The organism is Eubacterium sp. Marseille-QA0814, assembly GCF_965119675.1.
Classification (GTDB): Bacteria; Bacillota; Clostridia; order Lachnospirales; family Lachnospiraceae; genus Eubacterium_G.
The window spans coordinates 42,501-60,464 of the sequence record NZ_CBCPMG010000001.1; the positions used below are offsets into that span (position 1 = coordinate 42,501).

Here is a 17,964-nt window from a genome sequence, read left to right on the forward strand (position 1 = left end):
GACAACTAGGATGTTGGCTTAGAAGCAGCCATACATTCAAAGAGTGCGTAATAGCTCACTAGTCGAGAGGTCCTGCGCCGAAAATGTCCGGGGCTAAACACTACACCGAAGCTGAGGAATGAATTATCATTGGTAGAGGAGCATTGTTAGCGAGACGAAGCTGTACCGGAAGGAGCAGTGGATTGCTAAGAAGAGAGAATGCCGGAATGAGTAGCGAGAGTGAGGTGAGAATCCTCACGGCCGAATATCTAAGGTTTCCAGGGTAAAGCTGATCTGCCCTGGGTTAGTCGGGGCCTAAGGCGAGGTCGAAAGACGTAGTCGATGGATAACAGGTTGATATTCCTGTACTACAATATATCAGAACTGTGGGGACACAGACAGAAAGCCAGAGCCGGGAATGGAAAGACCGGTACAAGCGAGGTAGGAGTAAGGCAGGCAAATCCGCCTTACAATCTGAAGACGTGATGTGTAGCGAAGTTATAAGTAGCGAAGCTGGTGAGCTGGCTGTCAGGAAAAGCCGCTATTGTGTATATTGTACCCGTACCGTAAACCGACACAGGTGGATGAGGAGAGAATCCTAAGGCCGACGGAAGAAGCATTGTTAAGGAACTCGGCAAAATGGCCCCGTAACTTCGGGATAAGGGGTGCCTACGAAGGTAGGCCGCAGAGAATTGGCCCAAGCAACTGTTTAGCAAAAACACAGGTCTATGCGAAACCGTAAGGTGATGTATATGGGCTGACGCCTGCCCGGTGCTGGAAGGTTAAGAGGAGAGGTTAGCGAATGCGAAGCTTTGAATTTAAGCCCCAGTAAACGGCGGCCGTAACTATAACGGTCCTAAGGTAGCGAAATTCCTTGTCGGGTAAGTTCCGACCCGCACGAAAGGCGTAATGATTTGGGCACTGTCTCAACAATGCATCCGGTGAAATTGAAGTACCAGTGAAGATGCTGGTTACCTGCGCCAGGACGGAAAGACCCCATGGAGCTTTACTCTAGCTTGATACTGGGATTCGATATTGTATGTACAGGATAGGTGGGAGACTAGGAAACGGGAACGCCAGTTTTCGTGGAGTCACCCTTGGGATACCACCCTTGCAGTATTGGGTTTCTAACATGCAGCCGTTATCCGGCTGGTGGACAATGTCAGGTGGGGAGTTTGACTGGGGCGGTCGCCTCCGAAAGAGTATCGGAGGCGCTCAAAGGTTCCCTCAGAATGGTCGGAAACCATTCGCAGAGTGCAAAGGCATAAGGGAGCTTGACTGTGACACCGACGGGTGGAGCAGGTACGAAAGTAGGACTTAGTGATCCGGTGGTATAAAGTGGGATTGCCATCGCTCAACGGATAAAAGCTACCCTGGGGATAACAGGCTTATCACTCCCAAGAGTTCACATCGACGGAGTGGTTTGGCACCTCGATGTCGGCTCATCGCATCCTGGGGCTGTAGTAGGTCCCAAGGGTTGGGCTGTTCGCCCATTAAAGCGGTACGCGAGCTGGGTTCAGAACGTCGTGAGACAGTTCGGTCCCTATCCGGCGTGGGCGTAGGATATTTGAGAGGAGCTGTCCTTAGTACGAGAGGACCGGGATGGACTGACCTCTGGTGTACCTGTTGCATTACCAAATGCATCGCAGGGTAGCCAAGTCGGGACGGGATAAACGCTGAAGGCATCTAAGCGTGAAGCCCCCTCAAGATGAGATATCCCATTCGTAAGAATTAAGACCCCTTGAAGACTACAAGGTTGATAGGTCAGAGGTGGAAGTGCAGTAATGCATGCAGCTGACTGATACTAATAGGTCGAGGGCTTATCCATGAAGGAAGGAAAGAGGAGTTATCTCCGGATGTGAAATTTTTCAGTGTGTGGTTTTGAATGTACAATGCATTCATAGTTCAGATAAAATCTGATGAAAATAATCCTCGATAGCTCAATGGTAGAGCACTCGGCTGTTAACCGAGGGGTTGTAGGTTCGAGCCCTACTCGGGGAGTTTTTTTGTACTATATGGTACGAAGGAAATGGCTCCTTGGTCAAGCGGTTAAGACATCGCCCTTTCACGGCGGTAACACGGGTTCGATTCCCGTAGGAGTCACGCAGACTAAAAGAATTTAGTGGCAAGAAAGACTTGGTTCTGCTGAGGAAGCAGAAGGGTTGAAGAAAAAATGAATAAGCCGATGTGGCTCAATTGGCAGAGCAGCTGATTTGTAATCAGCAGGTTAACGGTTCGAGTCCGTTCATCGGCTTTAAAGAAATGGACCTGTAGCTCAGTTGGTTAGAGCAACCGGCTCATAACCGGTCGGTCCTGGGTTCGAGTCCCCGCAGGTCCACTAAAAGAAGAAAAACTTAAAGAACCAGCAGATAGTAATATCAAAGAAAAGGGATCTTAGCTCAGCTGGGAGAGCATCTGCCTTACAAGCAGGGGGTCACAGGTTCGAGCCCTGTAGGTCCCACTAGGTTATCGAAAGATAATCAAGGAAGCCGGTGTGGCGGAACTGGCAGACGCGCAGGACTTAAAATCCTGTTGTGGCAACACAGTACCGGTTCGATTCCGGTCACCGGCATAAGAGATATCACCCATGTGATATCTCTTTTTTGTGTAATAGGAAATTCTCTAAAATTTATTGTTACACAAAATCTACTATGGATGCGAGTTGTCGCCAATACACGTAAATTATTTTAATAAATTAGGAGAGAAAAATGAAAAATAAACTATTAAGAAGAATTGCAACGGCAGCCGGAGTGCTAACTATGACATGTTTAGTGTTTGGCACTTCAACAAAAGCTTATGGAAAACAATTAAAGACAAATGTTACAATTACTAAGCTTTCTACAACAACAAAGGGAACAAAACTTCAGTGGAAGTCTAAAAAGAAATATGACAGATATATTGTTTATAGAAGCGTAAATAATGGAACATTTAAAAACGTCGATTATACTTCTTCTTTAGAATACATAGATGATGATATAGAGACAGGAGAAAAATATACATATAAAATCAGACCATTAAAGTATAAAAAGCATAATAAAAAATCTTATGGAAATTACTCGTATGTTTCAGCAGAAATAGTTGCAAAACCTCTAGGGGTTAAGGACGTAAGCGTTGTGGATTTTAAAGACTACAAGTTTGTAACATGGGATTTAAATGATAGTGCGTCAAGTTATGTTTTATATAGAAAAAAGAGTGGCGGTAAGTGGAAGTACATAACGGAATTAGCAGATGGTAACGGCTCCTATAAGGATTATGATGCTTCAAAGTCAAAAAAGTATCAGTATAGAATTGCTGTAGTAGAAAACATAAACGATACTATTTATAAAAGTGCTTATACAAAATCATCTTATGCCGGTAATTTAAAAGGTATAGATGTTTCATATCATAATGGAAGAATTAACTGGAAAAAAGTTAAAAAAGCTGGAATTACTTTTGCTATGATTAGACTTGGTTATGGAACAAAAAAAGGTGGCATTGTTGATAAGCAGCTAGATTACAATTATAAGAATGCAAAGAAAAATGGAATCAAGATAGGTTTATACCTTTATAGTTATGCTGACAATAACAAGGAAGCAAAAAATGAAGCTAAGTTTACATATAAAATGCTAAAAAGTTATGGCGACATTGATTATCCAATCGCTTTTGACTTTGAAAATGGATATAGAAATAAACGAAAGTACAAGAAATCCAATACAAATATAATCAAAACATATTGCGATTATTTGGAAAATAGAGGCTATGATACCAGTGTGTATTCTTACATGGACTTTTTGAAATATTCAGTGTATTACAAAAAGATATCTGACTATGGAGTATGGCTTGCAAGATGGACACATAATACAAAGAATTTTTATGATGGTGGTATTCCAAATGTTCAAATGTGGCAGTATTCTGACAGAGGAACTGTAAGGGGAATTAATTCAAGAGTAGATTTGAATTGGAATATAATAAAATAGTATTCGTATTCTTTTAATATTATTTTTCATGTAAGATTAAATTATAGTTGATAAAAGTCCGTATATTTATTAAGTTTTAGTTTATGAAGGTTGAGTTAGGATTTCTCGAATTTTCATATATTTACCTATTTTGAATTTTTCGTATTTTTATTGATTTCTGGTTGACAGAGAAAAGGATATGATGTAAAATAAGCAATGTCGCTAAAATGTGACTTGTGCGTACGTGTAGCTCAGTTGGATAGAGCGTCTGGCTACGGACCAGAAGGCCGAGGGTTCGAATCCTTTCACGTACATAAGAGAGACTCATAATTTGAGTCTCTTTTTTTTTGTTTAATAAGAAATTCTAAAGGAATTTCTTATTAAACAAAAACGTTCCACAAGGGAGGTACACTGGTGCGAGAAGAAAATAGTTGTGGGAGGGCACGTACTTGGTGTTTGGAATGTCGCAAGCGACATTCTTTTTAATGTAATAAATACTTAAGTTATAAAATAAAAAACAAAAACTTTGTTGACGGAGGGGATAAAATGTGTTATAAACTATTTGTATTAATCAGAATAGTACAATTAATACACAGGTAATACAATAGAGGAAAAGAAAAAAATAAAGGGGAATTATAATGCTAGAAACAAAAAATTTAAAGAAAGTATACAAAACAAAAAAAGGTGTTTCTGTCAATGCTTTAAACGGGGTATCTATTAAGTTCCCGGAGAAAGGACTTGTATTTCTTTTAGGAAAATCAGGAAGTGGAAAATCTACACTTTTAAATTTATTAGGTGGCTTGGATAAGTACGATGAAGGCGAAATAATTATTAAAGGTGTTTCATCTAAAGACTTTAACCAAAGTCATTTCGATTCTTACAGAAATACATACGTTGGATTTATTTTTCAGGAATACAACGTTTTAGAAGAATTTACCGTTGGAGCAAACATTGCATTGGCAATTGAACTTCAGGGACGAAAAGCATCTGATGAAGAAATCAATTCAATTTTAACAAAGGTTGATTTAGAGGGGTACGGAGATAGAAAGCCAAACGAATTGTCAGGTGGACAGAAACAGAGAGTGGCTATAGCAAGAGCCTTGGTAAAGAATCCACAGATTATTATGGCAGATGAGCCTACAGGAGCTTTGGATTCTAAAACAGGAAAACAGGTTTTGGATACATTAAAGAAATTGTCAGAAGAGAAACTGGTAATTGTTGTATCACATGACAGAGAATTTGCTGAAACTTATGGTGATAGAATTATCGAATTGGCAGATGGAAATATCATTGAAGATATGGAAAAGTCAGTGAAGATTGTAGCAAAGCAACGTAAAATAAATGAAGATAATTTACAGTTTAACGACACAACAGTTGTTGTAAAAAAAGGCTATCATTTAACTGAAGATGACAGGATAAAAATTAACGAATATATTGATAGAGTTAATAGCAATTTAAACATTAAGGTTGCTAACGAAAATCAGGGCGGTAGCACAGGAGAGTTTGTAAAAACAGACGAAAGTAAAATTAAATATCAGGACAGAGAATTTAAGTTAATCAAATCTAAACTACCTTTGAAAAATGCATTTAAAATTGGTGCAAGTAGTTTAAAACACAAAAAGATTAGATTGACAATTACAATTTTACTGTCATTTGTGGCGTTTACATTGTTTGCTTTAGCTGATACTTTTGGAAATTACAACCATATAAAAACATGTACAAAATCAATTGTTGATTCAAAAATAAAATACGCTACTGTTTCCAAATCAATTAAAGTAGGCGATGGCACATACAGCTATTGGAACGAATACGGAAACTATTTATCAAAAGGTGATTTGAAAAAAATCAACGAAGAGACAGGTTTGAATTTCACAGGGGTTATAACACCAAATGAAGAATTGACTTTAGGTAACATCGACACAAATGTAAAATTAACTGAAAATGATTCATATTGTGCATATGCAAATTCAGTGTCAGGTTTTACTACTCTTGATAACAAGAAATTAAAAGAGTACAACTACAAAATGATTGCGGGAAAACTACCGGAAGGAAAGAACAACGACATTGCGTTAAGTGAATATGTTTTTGAAACTTTCAAAAAAGCTGGTTATGTAAATGGAAATAAGACAATAAAGATTAATGATTACAATGATTTAGTTGGAAAAGAAATTGCTATCGGAAAATCAAAATATAAAGTTGTCGGAATTTTTGATACACAGGTTGATTTAAATAGATACAAAGATTTGTCAGGGGATTTAAAAGGAAATTCATCTGCAGAAAATTTAGCATTGTATGCGCTAGGAAATGAACTTGGAAAAATTCAACAGTACAGTCTTTCATCTGTGGCAGTTGTAAGTAGCGAAAAGTTTGCTGAAATCAAAAACGATGTTCCTAATTTTGTTCAGATGATGAACTCATACTTAAATGTATTTGATGATAAGGCTTCAGTAGATGGTGAGTATATTGGAACAATTGACGACATAGATTTAAATGACGTTACATGGCTTGACGGAAAGAAAGATAAGCTTGCAAACAACGAAATAATTGTTGATATTAAGAGCTTTACTTTTGATGAAAACCATGAGACAACTCTTAAAGAAAAATTAGAATACTTGAAAACACATACTTTTACTGTTTATACAGGAGATGATGAGAATACTAAGGATCTGGAAAAATGTAAGGTTGTTGGTGTTTTAGATTATGGCAAGGGCGAAGATAAATACCAGGGCGTTTACATTGTTCCTGAGAATATATTTGGTTACAGCGAAGAGTGGACAAAAGGAAAAGGTGATTATGATTTTGCAGTAACAGCAATGCCTAAAAAAACTTCTGATATAGAAGATATTGTAAAATATTGCTACACAATTAGAGATGGTGTTAAATACCAGATGCAGAATTCGGTAACATACGAATTAGATACAGTTGATGAAATTTTAAAAGTAATGTCAAAGGTATTTTTCTATGTGGGACTTGGATTTGCGTTGTTTGCAATGATTATGCTTTCTAATTTTATTGCAACAAGTATTTCATACAAGAAGCAGGAAATTGGTATTTTAAGAGCTATTGGTGCAAGAAGTAATGATGTATTCAGAATTTTCTTTGCAGAAAGTTTTGTTATTGCAATGGTTAATTTTGTATTAGCATGCACAGCAACGGGAGTTGGAACAGCAATTTTAAATGGCTTATTTAGAAGCAGGGTAGGAATTTTAATTACTGTTTTGAATTTTGGTATAAGACAGATTGCACTATTATTCATTATTAGTATAGGTGTTGCAGCAGTTGCAAGTTTCATACCGGTTTACAGGATTGCATCAAAGAAACCAATCGAGGCAATTAGAAATAAGTAATAAGTAAACTGTAATTGAATACAGATAATTTAGAAAAATAATAAGACAGATAAAAACAGTAGAGAAAAACGATAAACTTTAATTGGAGAACATTAATGGACCACACATATTATAGTCAAAGTTCAAGAGGCGAAATCTTTGGTGGAGGCTTCCGGGAAAATTAAGATTGCTGACATTGGAAATGCAGAACAAAAAGAAATGATAAAAATATGAAAAACTTAAAAACAAAAAAGTATGAAAAATAAAAATGAAGAAAACAACAAAAAGAAAAGTATGAAAAACCGAAAGTGCTAACTAAAAGGAAAAAAGGAAAAAATAATGGGGGAAAACAGTTTTGCAATTATAGCATGAATAAAAAAGAAATATGCAACCATAATATCTAATGCAAAATGTATTAAACATTTTTTTAGGAGGTTATTATGGCAAAGAAATATTCAAGTTCAAAGAATGCGTATGATTGTAATGATTCTGTAAATGAAGCTGATACAAACAAAGCTTCAAGTAAGAACTCAGCTAAAAATTCAAGCAAGAATTCTTATTCATCAGAATCATCAAAGAATGATTATGACAACAAGGCATCAACAGATAGTTACAATGATGAAGCATCAGATGATGCAAGTGATTGCAAGAACTGTAGATAACAAAAGAAAGCCTACAATCTTTAACAGGTTGTAGGTTTTCTTTTTACGTATTGGGAAATAAAATACAACAGTAAATGTAAAATGCCAAATGCCAAATGGTCAGGCAACTTTGTTGAATTTTGAAATATAATAGTTATATAAATTATTAGTGGATATGAACATGGGAAAATTCAATTATATATCATTAGAAGAAGCACGAACCAGAGCGATGGAAGAAAAATATATTGTCGCAGATTTGAGAAGTCCCCAGGAATTCTATTACTCACACGTTGACAATGCCATTAACGTTCCGAATCCAACAGTTGAAAAAATAGCACAGTACAATAAGAAAGATTACACATGGATTCTATATTGCAGAAGAGGTAGTCTAAGTTTCAAACTGGCAAGTGAATTATCAGATTGCGGATATAAGGTACTGGCTGTTGTGGGCGGTTACAAGGAGTAAAAGTAGAACTTGGGTTACTAAATATAGGCAGGATTAAGGAATGATACTATTGTGGTTTATGGGAATAATGTTCCTGCATTGTTGCGGAATGTTATTGTGGCTGTAAGAGAATGTCACTTCGGCTGTTAAAGTTGACATCGCAAACTATTGTTATTATTATTGAAGAAGTAGCAAAAAAAAGTTAATGGGCAATTAAAAAAATACAACGAAGATAGGAAGATAAATGGATAATTTAACATTAGTAGCACCATGTCATTTTGGTGTTGAATCAGTATTAAAAAGAGAAATTTTAGATTTAGGATATGAAATAATCAAGGTTGAAGATGGCAGAATCACATACAAAGGTGACAGCCTTGCAGTTTGCAGATCAAACGTTTTTTTGCGGACGGCAGAACGTGTTTTAATTCAAATTGGAAGAGTTAAGGCAACAAGTTATGATCAACTGTTTGAGGAAGTAAAAAAACTTAATTGGTCAGATTTTATTCCAGCAGACGGAAAGTTCTGGGTTAAGAAAGCAAGTACTGTAAAGAGCAAACTTTTTAGCCCTTCAGACATACAGAGAATTGTGAAGAAGGCAATTGTTGAAAGTCTGAAAATAGACTATAAAGTCAATTGGTTTGACGAAGATGGAAGCGAGTACCCAATTAGAGTATTCTTTTACAAGGATGAGGCAATTATTGCCCTTGACAGTACAGGTGAGTCGTTGCACAAGCGAGGTTATAGAAAATATACAGCTAAGGCACCTATTTCAGAGACATTAGCAGCAGCTCTTATTATGCTTACTCCATGGCACAAGGATAGAATTTTAGTTGATCCTTTTTGTGGATGTGGAACATTTCCAATTGAGGCAGCCATGATTGCAGCCAACATTGCCCCTGGAATGAATAGGGAATTTACAGCAGAAGAATGGACAAATATTATAGACAAAAAAGACTGGTATCAGGCAATTAATGATGCAAATGATTTAATTGACGATGATATACAGGTAGACATTCAGGGGTACGATATTGATAAGGAAATGGTGGAATATTCACGTAAAAATGCAGAAAATGCAGGTGTGGACCATTTAATTCATTTTCAGACAAGACCTGTGGAAAAATTAAGTCACAGCAAGAAATATGGATTTATAATTACAAACCCTCCTTACGGCGAAAGACTTGAGGAGAAGTCTGCTTTAAAACCACTTTACAGAACCATAGGGGAAAGATACAAGAGTTTGGACAGTTGGTCTGCGTTTATTATTACATCTTACGAGGACGCAGAAAAGGATATGGGAATAAAAGCAACTAAAAACCGTAAGATATATAATGGAATGTTGAAAACATATTTCTACCAGTTTATGGGACCAAAACCACCTAAAAAAGGAAAAGTGAATGAAAAGAAAGAAAATAATTAAATTAATTATTTGGGGAATTGGGCTGGTTTGTATTATCGGAATTGCTAATTTTATAATTACAAGCGGTACTGTTGAAAGAAATTCAGCAGATTATGAAAAAGCTAAAATAAAAAATTGGAATGCCGTAATGGCAAAAAGTTCCAACAAAAAAGTAATTAATTTACAGGTTGATAATAAAAAAATAGAATCGAAAGATTATACGCTTTATATGAGTGACAACATGAATCTGATGATTCCAATTAATATAATAATGGATGTTTTTGACTGTTCCCAAAATATTTATAATAACAAAAGGGTAATAGTTGAAAAAGGCAGAAACATTGCGGTTATGTACATTGGAAAAGACACAATAATTTTTAACGACAACCAGTACAAATTACAGGATAAAGTCGTAAGAAAAAATGGAACAGTTTACATACCTGCAAATATTTTTAAGGATTATTTTAATTATAAATATACATGGGACAGCCAGCTAAATAAGGCGTTTATGAATGACAGGGCAGTGAAGGATTCAAAGCTACCTACAAGATATAGTTACATTGACAAAAAGAGAGCGGTGGAAGTTAAGGACCAGGGAAATTATGGAACCTGTTGGGCTTTTGCTACTTTGACGGCTCTTGAAACATCACTTATGCCTGAAGAAAAAATGGATTTTTCAGAGAATAATTTGGTATACAATAATGACTTAGGAAATGACATTCAAGACGGGGGTGACTATATGATGGCAATGTCATATTTAATGGCATGGAAAGGCCCTGTTTTAGAAAAAGATGACAAATATGGAAATGAAACTTACAACAAGAATGCCAAAGTTGTAAAGCATGTTCAGGAGGCTCAAATTATTCCCGAAAAGAATTACGAACAGATAAAAGAAATGGTTTACAAATACGGCGGTGTTGAAACTTCAATGTACATGTCAATGAGTAATGCTGACATGTCGTCAGTTTATTACAATGAGACAGAGCATGCTTATTGTTATAAAGGAAATAACAAGCCAAATCACGATGTTGTAATAATTGGCTGGGATGATAATTATTCAAAAGAATTGTTTAATGATAAGTCAATAAAAGGTGACGGGGCTTTTATTTGTATGAACAGTTGGGGAGAAGATTTCGGCTATAAGGGAACTTTTTACGTTTCTTATTATGATGACCTTATTGGAAAAAATAACGTTTGTTACACAAAAGTAGAAGACACTGATAATTACAAGAGTATATATCAAAGCGATTTGTGTGGCTGGACGGGAACTATGGGCTTTCAAAATGAGCCCACAGTGTATTTTTCAAATGTTTTTAAGGCAAAGGTTGACGATAAAATTAAGTCGGTTGGTTTTTACGGCACAGATACTAATTTGCAATATGAAGTATTTGTATGTACAGACTACAAAAATAATGCATCATTAAATGAGCGCAGTCATGTTGCAGCAAGTGGAAAATTAACAAATAAAGGCTTTTACACAATTGAGCTGGACAAAGAATATGCTGTGAAGAAAAATCAGAAATTTGCCATTATTATAAAAGTAACCAACAATAACAATGATAATGTATTCAAGCTGATACCGGTGGAAATGCAAACAAAATCAATGGAAGGGAAGGTAGACCTAACAGATGGGGAGGGCTATTTTAGCTCCAGTGGTGTTAATTGGCAGTCTGCCGAAAATCAGGGTTGTAATATATGTTTAAAAGCCTATGGGGCAAATTAACCGGGGATATTCCCCAAATATAAACCGCAAAACAGGCTGGAACACATTATGTACAAAACTGTTAGAATAAAGTAAAAAAACACGTGATATGAGCGATTTTGGACGAAATATTACGTGTTAAAAGCTTTAATATACATAATTGTTACATAGAAAGAAACAAAATGAACCTAGTTCCCTTTGTTTCTGACAAATGTCACTGATTTAAAGACGGTGGCAATACGTATAATACGAGAAAGGAAGAAAGCATGAAAAAGATAATTTTTGCAACTACAAACGAAAATAAAGTTCGTGAAGTAAGAATGATGATGGATGGACTGGATGTAGAACTTTGCACAATGAAAGAAGCAGGAGTGGATGTTGACATTGTGGAAGACGGGACAACTTTTGAGGAAAATGCCATTATTAAGGCGAAAACGATAATGGAAATAACAGGAGAAATCGCAATTGCCGATGACTCAGGGTTAGAAGTAGATTATTTAGATGGGGCACCGGGAATTTATTCTGCAAGATTTTTAGGGGAAGACACCAGCTACGATATAAAAAATAACTATATTATCGAAAAATTAAAAGATGCAAAGGGAAAAGAGCGTAGTGCAAGATTTGTGTGTGCCATGGCTGTAGCTTTCCCAAATGGCGAAATTTCTACCTGTAAGGGCATAATTGAAGGCTTGATTACATACGAGCAAAAAGGAACAAACGGATTCGGATATGATCCAATTGTTTATGTGCCTGAATTTGAGATGACAACAGGCGAAATGACTCCTGAATTAAAAAACAGTATTAGTCACAGGGGAAAAGCATTAGAACAAATGAAAGAAATTTTGAAAGGAAAACTTTAAGATTATGAAAAAGGTAATAATTATTAGCGACTCACATGGAAATTTAGATAATGTTAGAAAAATTGTTGAAAAAGAGAAAAATTATGATATGGTAATTCATCTTGGGGATTTAATTGGACAGGATGATTTGCTAAAAGAAATTTGCAAATGTGAAATAAAATGTGTAAGAGGAAATTGTGATTTAATGTCAGAAAATCCACTTTTTGATGTTGTAGAAGTTGAAAAAAATAAAATTTTTATAACTCATGGGCATTGTTTTGGTGTAAATTTTGGCGTGGAAAAATTATGTTACGCAGCAGAAGAAGAGGGCTGCAAAATTGCAATGTATGGTCACACTCATTATCCGGAAAATTCTGTCTATGGTGGCATAATCGTAGTAAATCCAGGCAGTGTGAGCCAACCAAGACAATTAAATCACAAGCCAACTTATGGAATTTTGACGGTAGATGACAGTGGAAAATTGGACGTTAGAATCCAGTATGTTTAGCCGTAAAAATCAGGTTAAAAAATTTTTTTAAAAAAAATTAAAAAAACGCTTGACTTTATTTGGCACTTACCCTATAATTACTCTTGCGTTGTGAAACACAAGGCAACACAAAAACACAGAACGGGGTGTGGCTCAGCTTGGCTAGAGCGCCTGATTTGGGATCAGGAGGTCGCAGGTTCGAATCCTGTCACCCCGATGTTTTGCGGGTGTAGTTCAGTGGTAGAACACCAGCCTTCCAAGCTGGATATGTGGGTTCGATTCCCATCACCCGCTTCTATATAGCAATAGTTATATGGGGTATGTGTCCATAGCTCAGCTGGATAGAGCAACGGCCTTCTAAGCCGTGGGTCGGGGGTTCGAATCCCTTTGGGCACACTTCTGGATTAAACCAGAGCATGGCATGGTGGCTATAGCGCAGTTGGTTAGCGCGCCAGATTGTGGCTCTGGAGGCCGAGGGTTCGAATCCCTCTAGCCACCTTACACAATGGGCTATCGCCAAGCGGTAAGGCACAGGACTTTGACTCCTGCACTCGCTGGTTCGAATCCAGCTAGCCCAGTTAGATGGGTTAGACTCATTAAGAAAAATAATTAATACGGGCCACTAGCTCAGATGGTAGAGCACTTGACTTTTAATCAAGTTGTCTGGGGTTCGATTCCCCAGTGGCTCACTAGGGTGCAAGTTTTACTTGCACCTTTTGATTTTAACAGGGTATGCAAATACCAACGCATAAGCTACTGTGAAGCAATTAAGGTTCATGTACTAATGTGCGCAAGTTAATATCCGCGGGTGTGGCGGAATTGGCAGACGCGCTAGATTTAGGTTCTAGTGGGAGACCGTGCAGGTTCAAGTCCTGTCACCCGCAGTTTAAGAAAGTCGAATCTCTTGTTGAGGTTCGACTTTTTCTTTTACTAGGAAATAAATATGAAATATGATAAAATTATAGAGTTGTGTGCAAACAATGACAAAGTGAAGAACAGATTGGAGAGTAAAATGAAAAAAGTAATTATTATTGGGGCAGGCCCGGCAGGACTTACAGCAGGATACGAACTATTAAAACAAAAAGGATATGAAGTTACTATTCTGGAGGAAACGGACAGAATTGGGGGGATTTCACAGACTGTAAAATATAAAGGAAACAGAATGGACATTGGTGGCCATAGATTTTTCTCCAAAGATGACAGAGTAAATAATTGGTGGAACAATATAATGCCAATACAGGGGAAGTCATCATACGACGATAAGGTTTTAGGAAGAGAAAAAAGCTACGCTACAAACGGACCTGATCCTGAAAAAGAAGATAGGGTAATGCTTATAAGAAATAGAGTTTCGAGAATCTATTACGCAAAGCATTTCTTTGATTATCCTGTCTCTCTTAAATGGGCGACAATTAAGAATATGGGCTTTACAACAACTATGAAGGCGGGCTTTAGTTATTTACATTCAGTTTTCAAAAAACTGCCTGAAGATAATTTGGAAAATTTCTATATAAACAGATTTGGACGAGTTTTGTATTCTATGTTTTTTGAAGGTTATACAGAGAAACTTTGGGGCCGACACCCTAGGGAAATCTCGGCAGATTGGGGAGCGCAAAGAGTAAAGGGACTTTCAATATCTGCTGTTTTAAAAGATGTATTCAGTAAGATTATGCCAAGTGGAAAAAGCAAAAAAGTAGAAACTTCATTAATTGAAGAATACATATATCCTAAATATGGGCCGGGCCAGTTGTGGGAAATGGTTGCCAAAGAAATAGAAGAAATGGGCGGTACCATTGTTTTTAACAGCAAGGTTACAACAATTAATACGGAAGATGGCGGTAAAACTGATAACAAAGGAGCGCATAATCAGGAAAGTAGCGGAGTACATAATCAGGAAAACAGAGAAGTGCATAATCCGGAAAATAATATAGTAAAAAGTGTTTGTTGCACAGAAAATGGACAGACAGTGGAATATGAAGGGGATATTTTTATTTCTTCAATGCCGGTTAATGACTTGGTGGCAGGCATAAAGGGCAGTGAAATACCCCAGGTAGTTGAAGAGTCAGCAAAAGATTTACCTTTCAGGGATTTCGTCACAGTTGGCTTACTTTTAGACAAATTAAATTTGAAAAATGAAACTAATTTAAAAACTTTAAATAATATTGTGCCTGATTGCTGGATTTATGTTCAGGATACAGGAGTTAAGTTGGGAAGAATTCAGGTGTTTAACAACTGGTCGCCTTACATGGTTCAGGAGCCGGACAAATATGTTTGGATAGGACTGGAATATTTTTGCAGGGAAGGCGATGAATTCTGGAATATGAGTGATAAGGAATGTATTGATTTTGCAATTAATGAGCTGGTCAAAATGGACGTGATTAAGACAGCGGATGTGCTTGATGCTCATAGAGAAAAAATCAAGAAAGCATATCCGGCATACTTTGATGGCTATGCAAATATGAATGAAATTATTGATTACCTTAATACTTTTGACAATCTGTATTGCGTGGGTCGAAACGGTCAGCACAGATATAACAATATGGATCATTCAATGGTTACATCTTTTGAAACTGTAAAAAATATTGTGAATAATATTAAAGACAAAAGCAATATTTGGAATGTAAATACAGACAAAGAATATCACGAAACAAAAGAATAAACATTAGCAATAGAATGACAATGGGTAGGAAATCCAATCAAAAGTAAAATTGTTACAGAAACAATAAGGAGCAAAAATGCAATATTTAATGTTCTTAATAGGAATTGTCTTGGGGGTTCTTATTATCAAAATTTTCAACAGAAAAATAGAGAAATCGATTAAACTAAAAAAATATAACAGATATATGTTCTGGGTTGCGCAGGCATTGCTTGCAGCAGTGGTATTGGAAATTTTTACTTTTAATTTCACAAGCTATGAGAAAAACAATAATCCAAAGTTTGCTGTAATGTTTGATACTAAGACACTTGAAAACACCGTAACTTCAGACAGCAATGAAATAGTAGAAAAGAATAAGGCGGAAAACGGAAACGTGGAAGTAAGCAAGGAAGGGGAAACACGTTTGTATTCTGTTATTGTGTATGCCGACTGTGCAATTAAAGATTTGGACCTATCTATGGATGGAGCAGAGAAAACTGCTAACTGTAAGGTCTATTATAAGGACGAGGCGAACACTGTAGAATACGCGAAAGCCGACTGCAATGTAACACTTGTAAATGGACTTGCATCTACAGGACATATAAAAACTCATTTTGCAGGGAAAACAGATTCTGTAAAACTAACCTTAGAGGTTCCGGTAGAATCTTCTATAAGTAAAATATATGTGAAAGTAAATTATAGTAAGGCTTTTAAATTTAATGCTATTAGAACTATAGTTATGATGATTTTTATTATGCTTTTTACCCTTATAAGATTCACAGGAAGCATTGAGTTTGTAAATAAAACAAAAAATATACATTATAATAGGAAGATACTCGTTACAATAATGATTCTTCAGGTTGGATTTGTGGTTCTGCTAGCGGGCATGACTAATGCTAGTTTTGATTATGCAGGACGGCTAACCGGATTTGATTTTAGCACCGATATGGACGCTTATCAGGAATTAACAGTGGCGCTGGCAAATGGAAAAGTAGACATAAATGGTGTTAGTAGTAGTGGAACCTATTTTGTGCAAAGTCAGATTGAACAACTTAACAAGTTAAAGAACCCATACGAATGGAAGCAAAGAAGCAATATTAAATACAAGTGGGACAGAGCTTTTTACAAAGGAAAATATTATTGCTACTTTGGTGTTGTGCCTGTGCTGTTTGTATATCTTCCTATTTATATGGTAACGGGCGCACTGATTAGCACGAAAATATATGTATTAATGATGTGCGTTATTTGCATGCTTCTTATGTGCAAGCTAATAATGACGATAGTCAACCGTTGGAAAAAGCCTGTTAATGTGTGGGTAATCGCAAGTTTGGTTGTGTGCTTCATTAGTAGCTCCTTCCTATTATATAGTATTAACGGAAGCAAGTTCTATGAGGCGGCGTCAATATCTGCACTTGCCTTGGCTTTGATGGGGATTGATTGCATACTTAATGCCTTTACTGAAAAAGGAATTAAAAAGAAAAGGCTTCTGCTTGGAGCAATTTCCATGGCATTGGCAGTAGGATGCAGACCAAACTTTGTGTTAGGGTCAATTATTATTGCACCGATAGTTCTAAATGGACTGGCAACAAACGGTGGATATAATAGAATAAATAAAGTTGGAAAGACAAGTGGAAATGAACACAAAAGATGCAATTATTTTAAGGCAATATTTTCCAAAAAAAATATAAAAGAGATAATAGTGTTTGCATTGCCATATTTGGTAATTGGAATTGCTCTAATGTATTACAATTATATTCGCTTCGGAAGCATTACAGAGTTTGGAGCAAGGTATCAGTTGACAGTGTACGATACAAGCTACTATCATATAACGGATATTGGAAAACTTCCTGTGGCAATAAGCAAAGGCTTGTTGATGCAACCAAGTGTAAGCTCGGTTTTTCCATACTTTAATGCAACAACAGAAAGTAGTGATTACATGGGATTCTTCTACAGTATGGCTTGTATGGGAATATTTGCCTATCCTGTAATGTGGCTGCTTACCCTAGTGCCATGGGCTAGCAGAAGAATCATAAAAGAAACAGGAAATAGAGGCTTCGTAATGACAGCTTTGGTAGTTGCTTTTGCAATGTGTTATATAACAACCACAATGGGTGGAACGTCACTTCGATATTCTATTGATTATGCCTGGATGTTCTTTCTTCCTATTATATATGTGGTTCTTATCATGTATTCCAAGGCGAGAGAGAAAGGCATTGAAAGATATGTAACAATAATAATGATTGGTCTTGCCATAGCATCTTTTGCAATAACAGCCATGGTTGCAATCTCTCCGGAATGGAGCGATATAAAATATGATTCGCCAGTACTGTTTTATTATATTAAACAGATGCTGGTATTTTGGAAATAACTCTAGAGAACAATAGAATAGTATATTAAGCTTAAATAGCCTGCGTATCTAATAGTAATAGATGCGCAGGCTTTTTTCGTTAAAACAAAATGAAAAAATAGACAAGAAAAGACAAAAAAATATCTAAACAATATACAAAAGAACGAAAAACGTTTCCCCAAAAATAAAAAACAATAAAAATTAATAAAAAACATTTTTTTGCAACGTTTTTTCA

General features: G+C 36.3%; 10 protein-coding genes, 14 tRNA genes and 1 rRNA gene (1 of these 25 cut by a window edge). All 25 read left to right on the forward strand.

The features are described 5' to 3' along the window. A 23S ribosomal RNA gene (locus ACQY63_RS00230) occupies positions 1-1,807 on the forward strand (it extends 921 nt beyond the left edge of the window). 101 nt (positions 1,808-1,908) lie between these two features. After that, a tRNA-Asn gene (locus ACQY63_RS00235) sits at positions 1,909-1,980 on the forward strand. Positions 1,981-2,010: 30 nt separating this feature from the next. Further along, positions 2,011-2,082 (forward strand) — tRNA-Glu (locus ACQY63_RS00240). Positions 2,083-2,160: 78 nt separating this feature from the next. Beyond that, positions 2,161-2,233: transfer RNA gene (locus ACQY63_RS00245), tRNA-Thr, on the forward strand. Between the two features lie 10 nt (positions 2,234-2,243). Beyond that, positions 2,244-2,317: transfer RNA gene (locus tag ACQY63_RS00250), tRNA-Ile, on the forward strand. Between the two features lie 50 nt (positions 2,318-2,367). Next, a tRNA-Val gene (locus ACQY63_RS00255) sits at positions 2,368-2,440 on the forward strand. Positions 2,441-2,467: 27 nt separating this feature from the next. After that, positions 2,468-2,551, forward strand: a tRNA-Leu gene (locus ACQY63_RS00260). A gap of 136 nt (positions 2,552-2,687) precedes the next feature. Beyond that, on the forward strand, positions 2,688-3,935 hold the full coding sequence (locus ACQY63_RS00265) for a glycoside hydrolase family 25 protein (protein WP_022164857.1): 1,248 nt from the start codon (positions 2,688-2,690) through the stop codon (positions 3,933-3,935). A gap of 219 nt (positions 3,936-4,154) precedes the next feature. After that, positions 4,155-4,228, forward strand: a tRNA-Arg gene (locus ACQY63_RS00270). Positions 4,229-4,552: 324 nt separating this feature from the next. Beyond that, complete coding sequence (locus ACQY63_RS00275; protein WP_428244542.1) at positions 4,553-7,261, forward strand: ATP-binding cassette domain-containing protein; 2,709 nt, start codon at positions 4,553-4,555, stop codon at positions 7,259-7,261. Positions 7,262-7,680: 419 nt separating this feature from the next. Further along, positions 7,681-7,902: a hypothetical protein gene (locus tag ACQY63_RS00280; RefSeq protein WP_022164856.1), complete on the forward strand. Its 222-nt coding sequence runs from the start codon at positions 7,681-7,683 to the stop codon at positions 7,900-7,902. A 160-nt stretch (positions 7,903-8,062) separates the two neighbouring features. Continuing rightward, positions 8,063-8,347, forward strand: a complete 285-nt coding sequence (locus tag ACQY63_RS00285; RefSeq protein ID WP_022164855.1) for a rhodanese-like domain-containing protein — start codon at positions 8,063-8,065, stop codon at positions 8,345-8,347. A gap of 223 nt (positions 8,348-8,570) precedes the next feature. After that, on the forward strand, positions 8,571-9,743 hold the full coding sequence (locus tag ACQY63_RS00290; RefSeq protein WP_022164854.1) for a THUMP domain-containing class I SAM-dependent RNA methyltransferase: 1,173 nt from the start codon (positions 8,571-8,573) through the stop codon (positions 9,741-9,743). Next, complete coding sequence (locus ACQY63_RS00295; protein ID WP_022164853.1) at positions 9,721-11,445, forward strand: lectin like domain-containing protein; 1,725 nt, start codon at positions 9,721-9,723, stop codon at positions 11,443-11,445. The genes ACQY63_RS00290 and ACQY63_RS00295 overlap by 23 nt, the downstream gene beginning before the upstream one ends. Positions 11,446-11,690: 245 nt before the next feature. Further along, complete coding sequence (locus ACQY63_RS00300; RefSeq protein ID WP_022164852.1) at positions 11,691-12,284, forward strand: XTP/dITP diphosphatase; 594 nt, start codon at positions 11,691-11,693, stop codon at positions 12,282-12,284. A 4-nt stretch (positions 12,285-12,288) separates the two neighbouring features. Next, on the forward strand, positions 12,289-12,771 hold the full coding sequence (locus ACQY63_RS00305) for a metallophosphoesterase family protein (protein WP_022164851.1): 483 nt from the start codon (positions 12,289-12,291) through the stop codon (positions 12,769-12,771). A 121-nt stretch (positions 12,772-12,892) separates the two neighbouring features. Then, positions 12,893-12,967 (forward strand) — tRNA-Pro (locus ACQY63_RS00310). A gap of 6 nt (positions 12,968-12,973) precedes the next feature. After that, positions 12,974-13,044: transfer RNA gene (locus tag ACQY63_RS00315), tRNA-Gly, on the forward strand. 28 nt (positions 13,045-13,072) lie between these two features. Further along, a tRNA-Arg gene (locus ACQY63_RS00320) sits at positions 13,073-13,146 on the forward strand. 28 nt (positions 13,147-13,174) lie between these two features. Beyond that, a tRNA-His gene (locus ACQY63_RS00325) sits at positions 13,175-13,248 on the forward strand. An 8-nt stretch (positions 13,249-13,256) separates the two neighbouring features. Next, positions 13,257-13,328: transfer RNA gene (locus tag ACQY63_RS00330), tRNA-Gln, on the forward strand. A gap of 38 nt (positions 13,329-13,366) precedes the next feature. Then, positions 13,367-13,439 (forward strand) — tRNA-Lys (locus ACQY63_RS00335). A 115-nt stretch (positions 13,440-13,554) separates the two neighbouring features. Then, positions 13,555-13,634, forward strand: a tRNA-Leu gene (locus ACQY63_RS00340). Between the two features lie 59 nt (positions 13,635-13,693). Beyond that, positions 13,694-15,406, forward strand: a complete 1,713-nt coding sequence (locus ACQY63_RS00345; protein WP_428244543.1) for an NAD(P)/FAD-dependent oxidoreductase — start codon at positions 13,694-13,696, stop codon at positions 15,404-15,406. A 76-nt stretch (positions 15,407-15,482) separates the two neighbouring features. Beyond that, positions 15,483-17,750, forward strand: coding sequence for a hypothetical protein (locus ACQY63_RS00350; RefSeq protein ID WP_022165410.1), 2,268 nt, complete (start codon positions 15,483-15,485; stop codon positions 17,748-17,750). Positions 17,751-17,964: the final 214 nt, after the last annotated feature.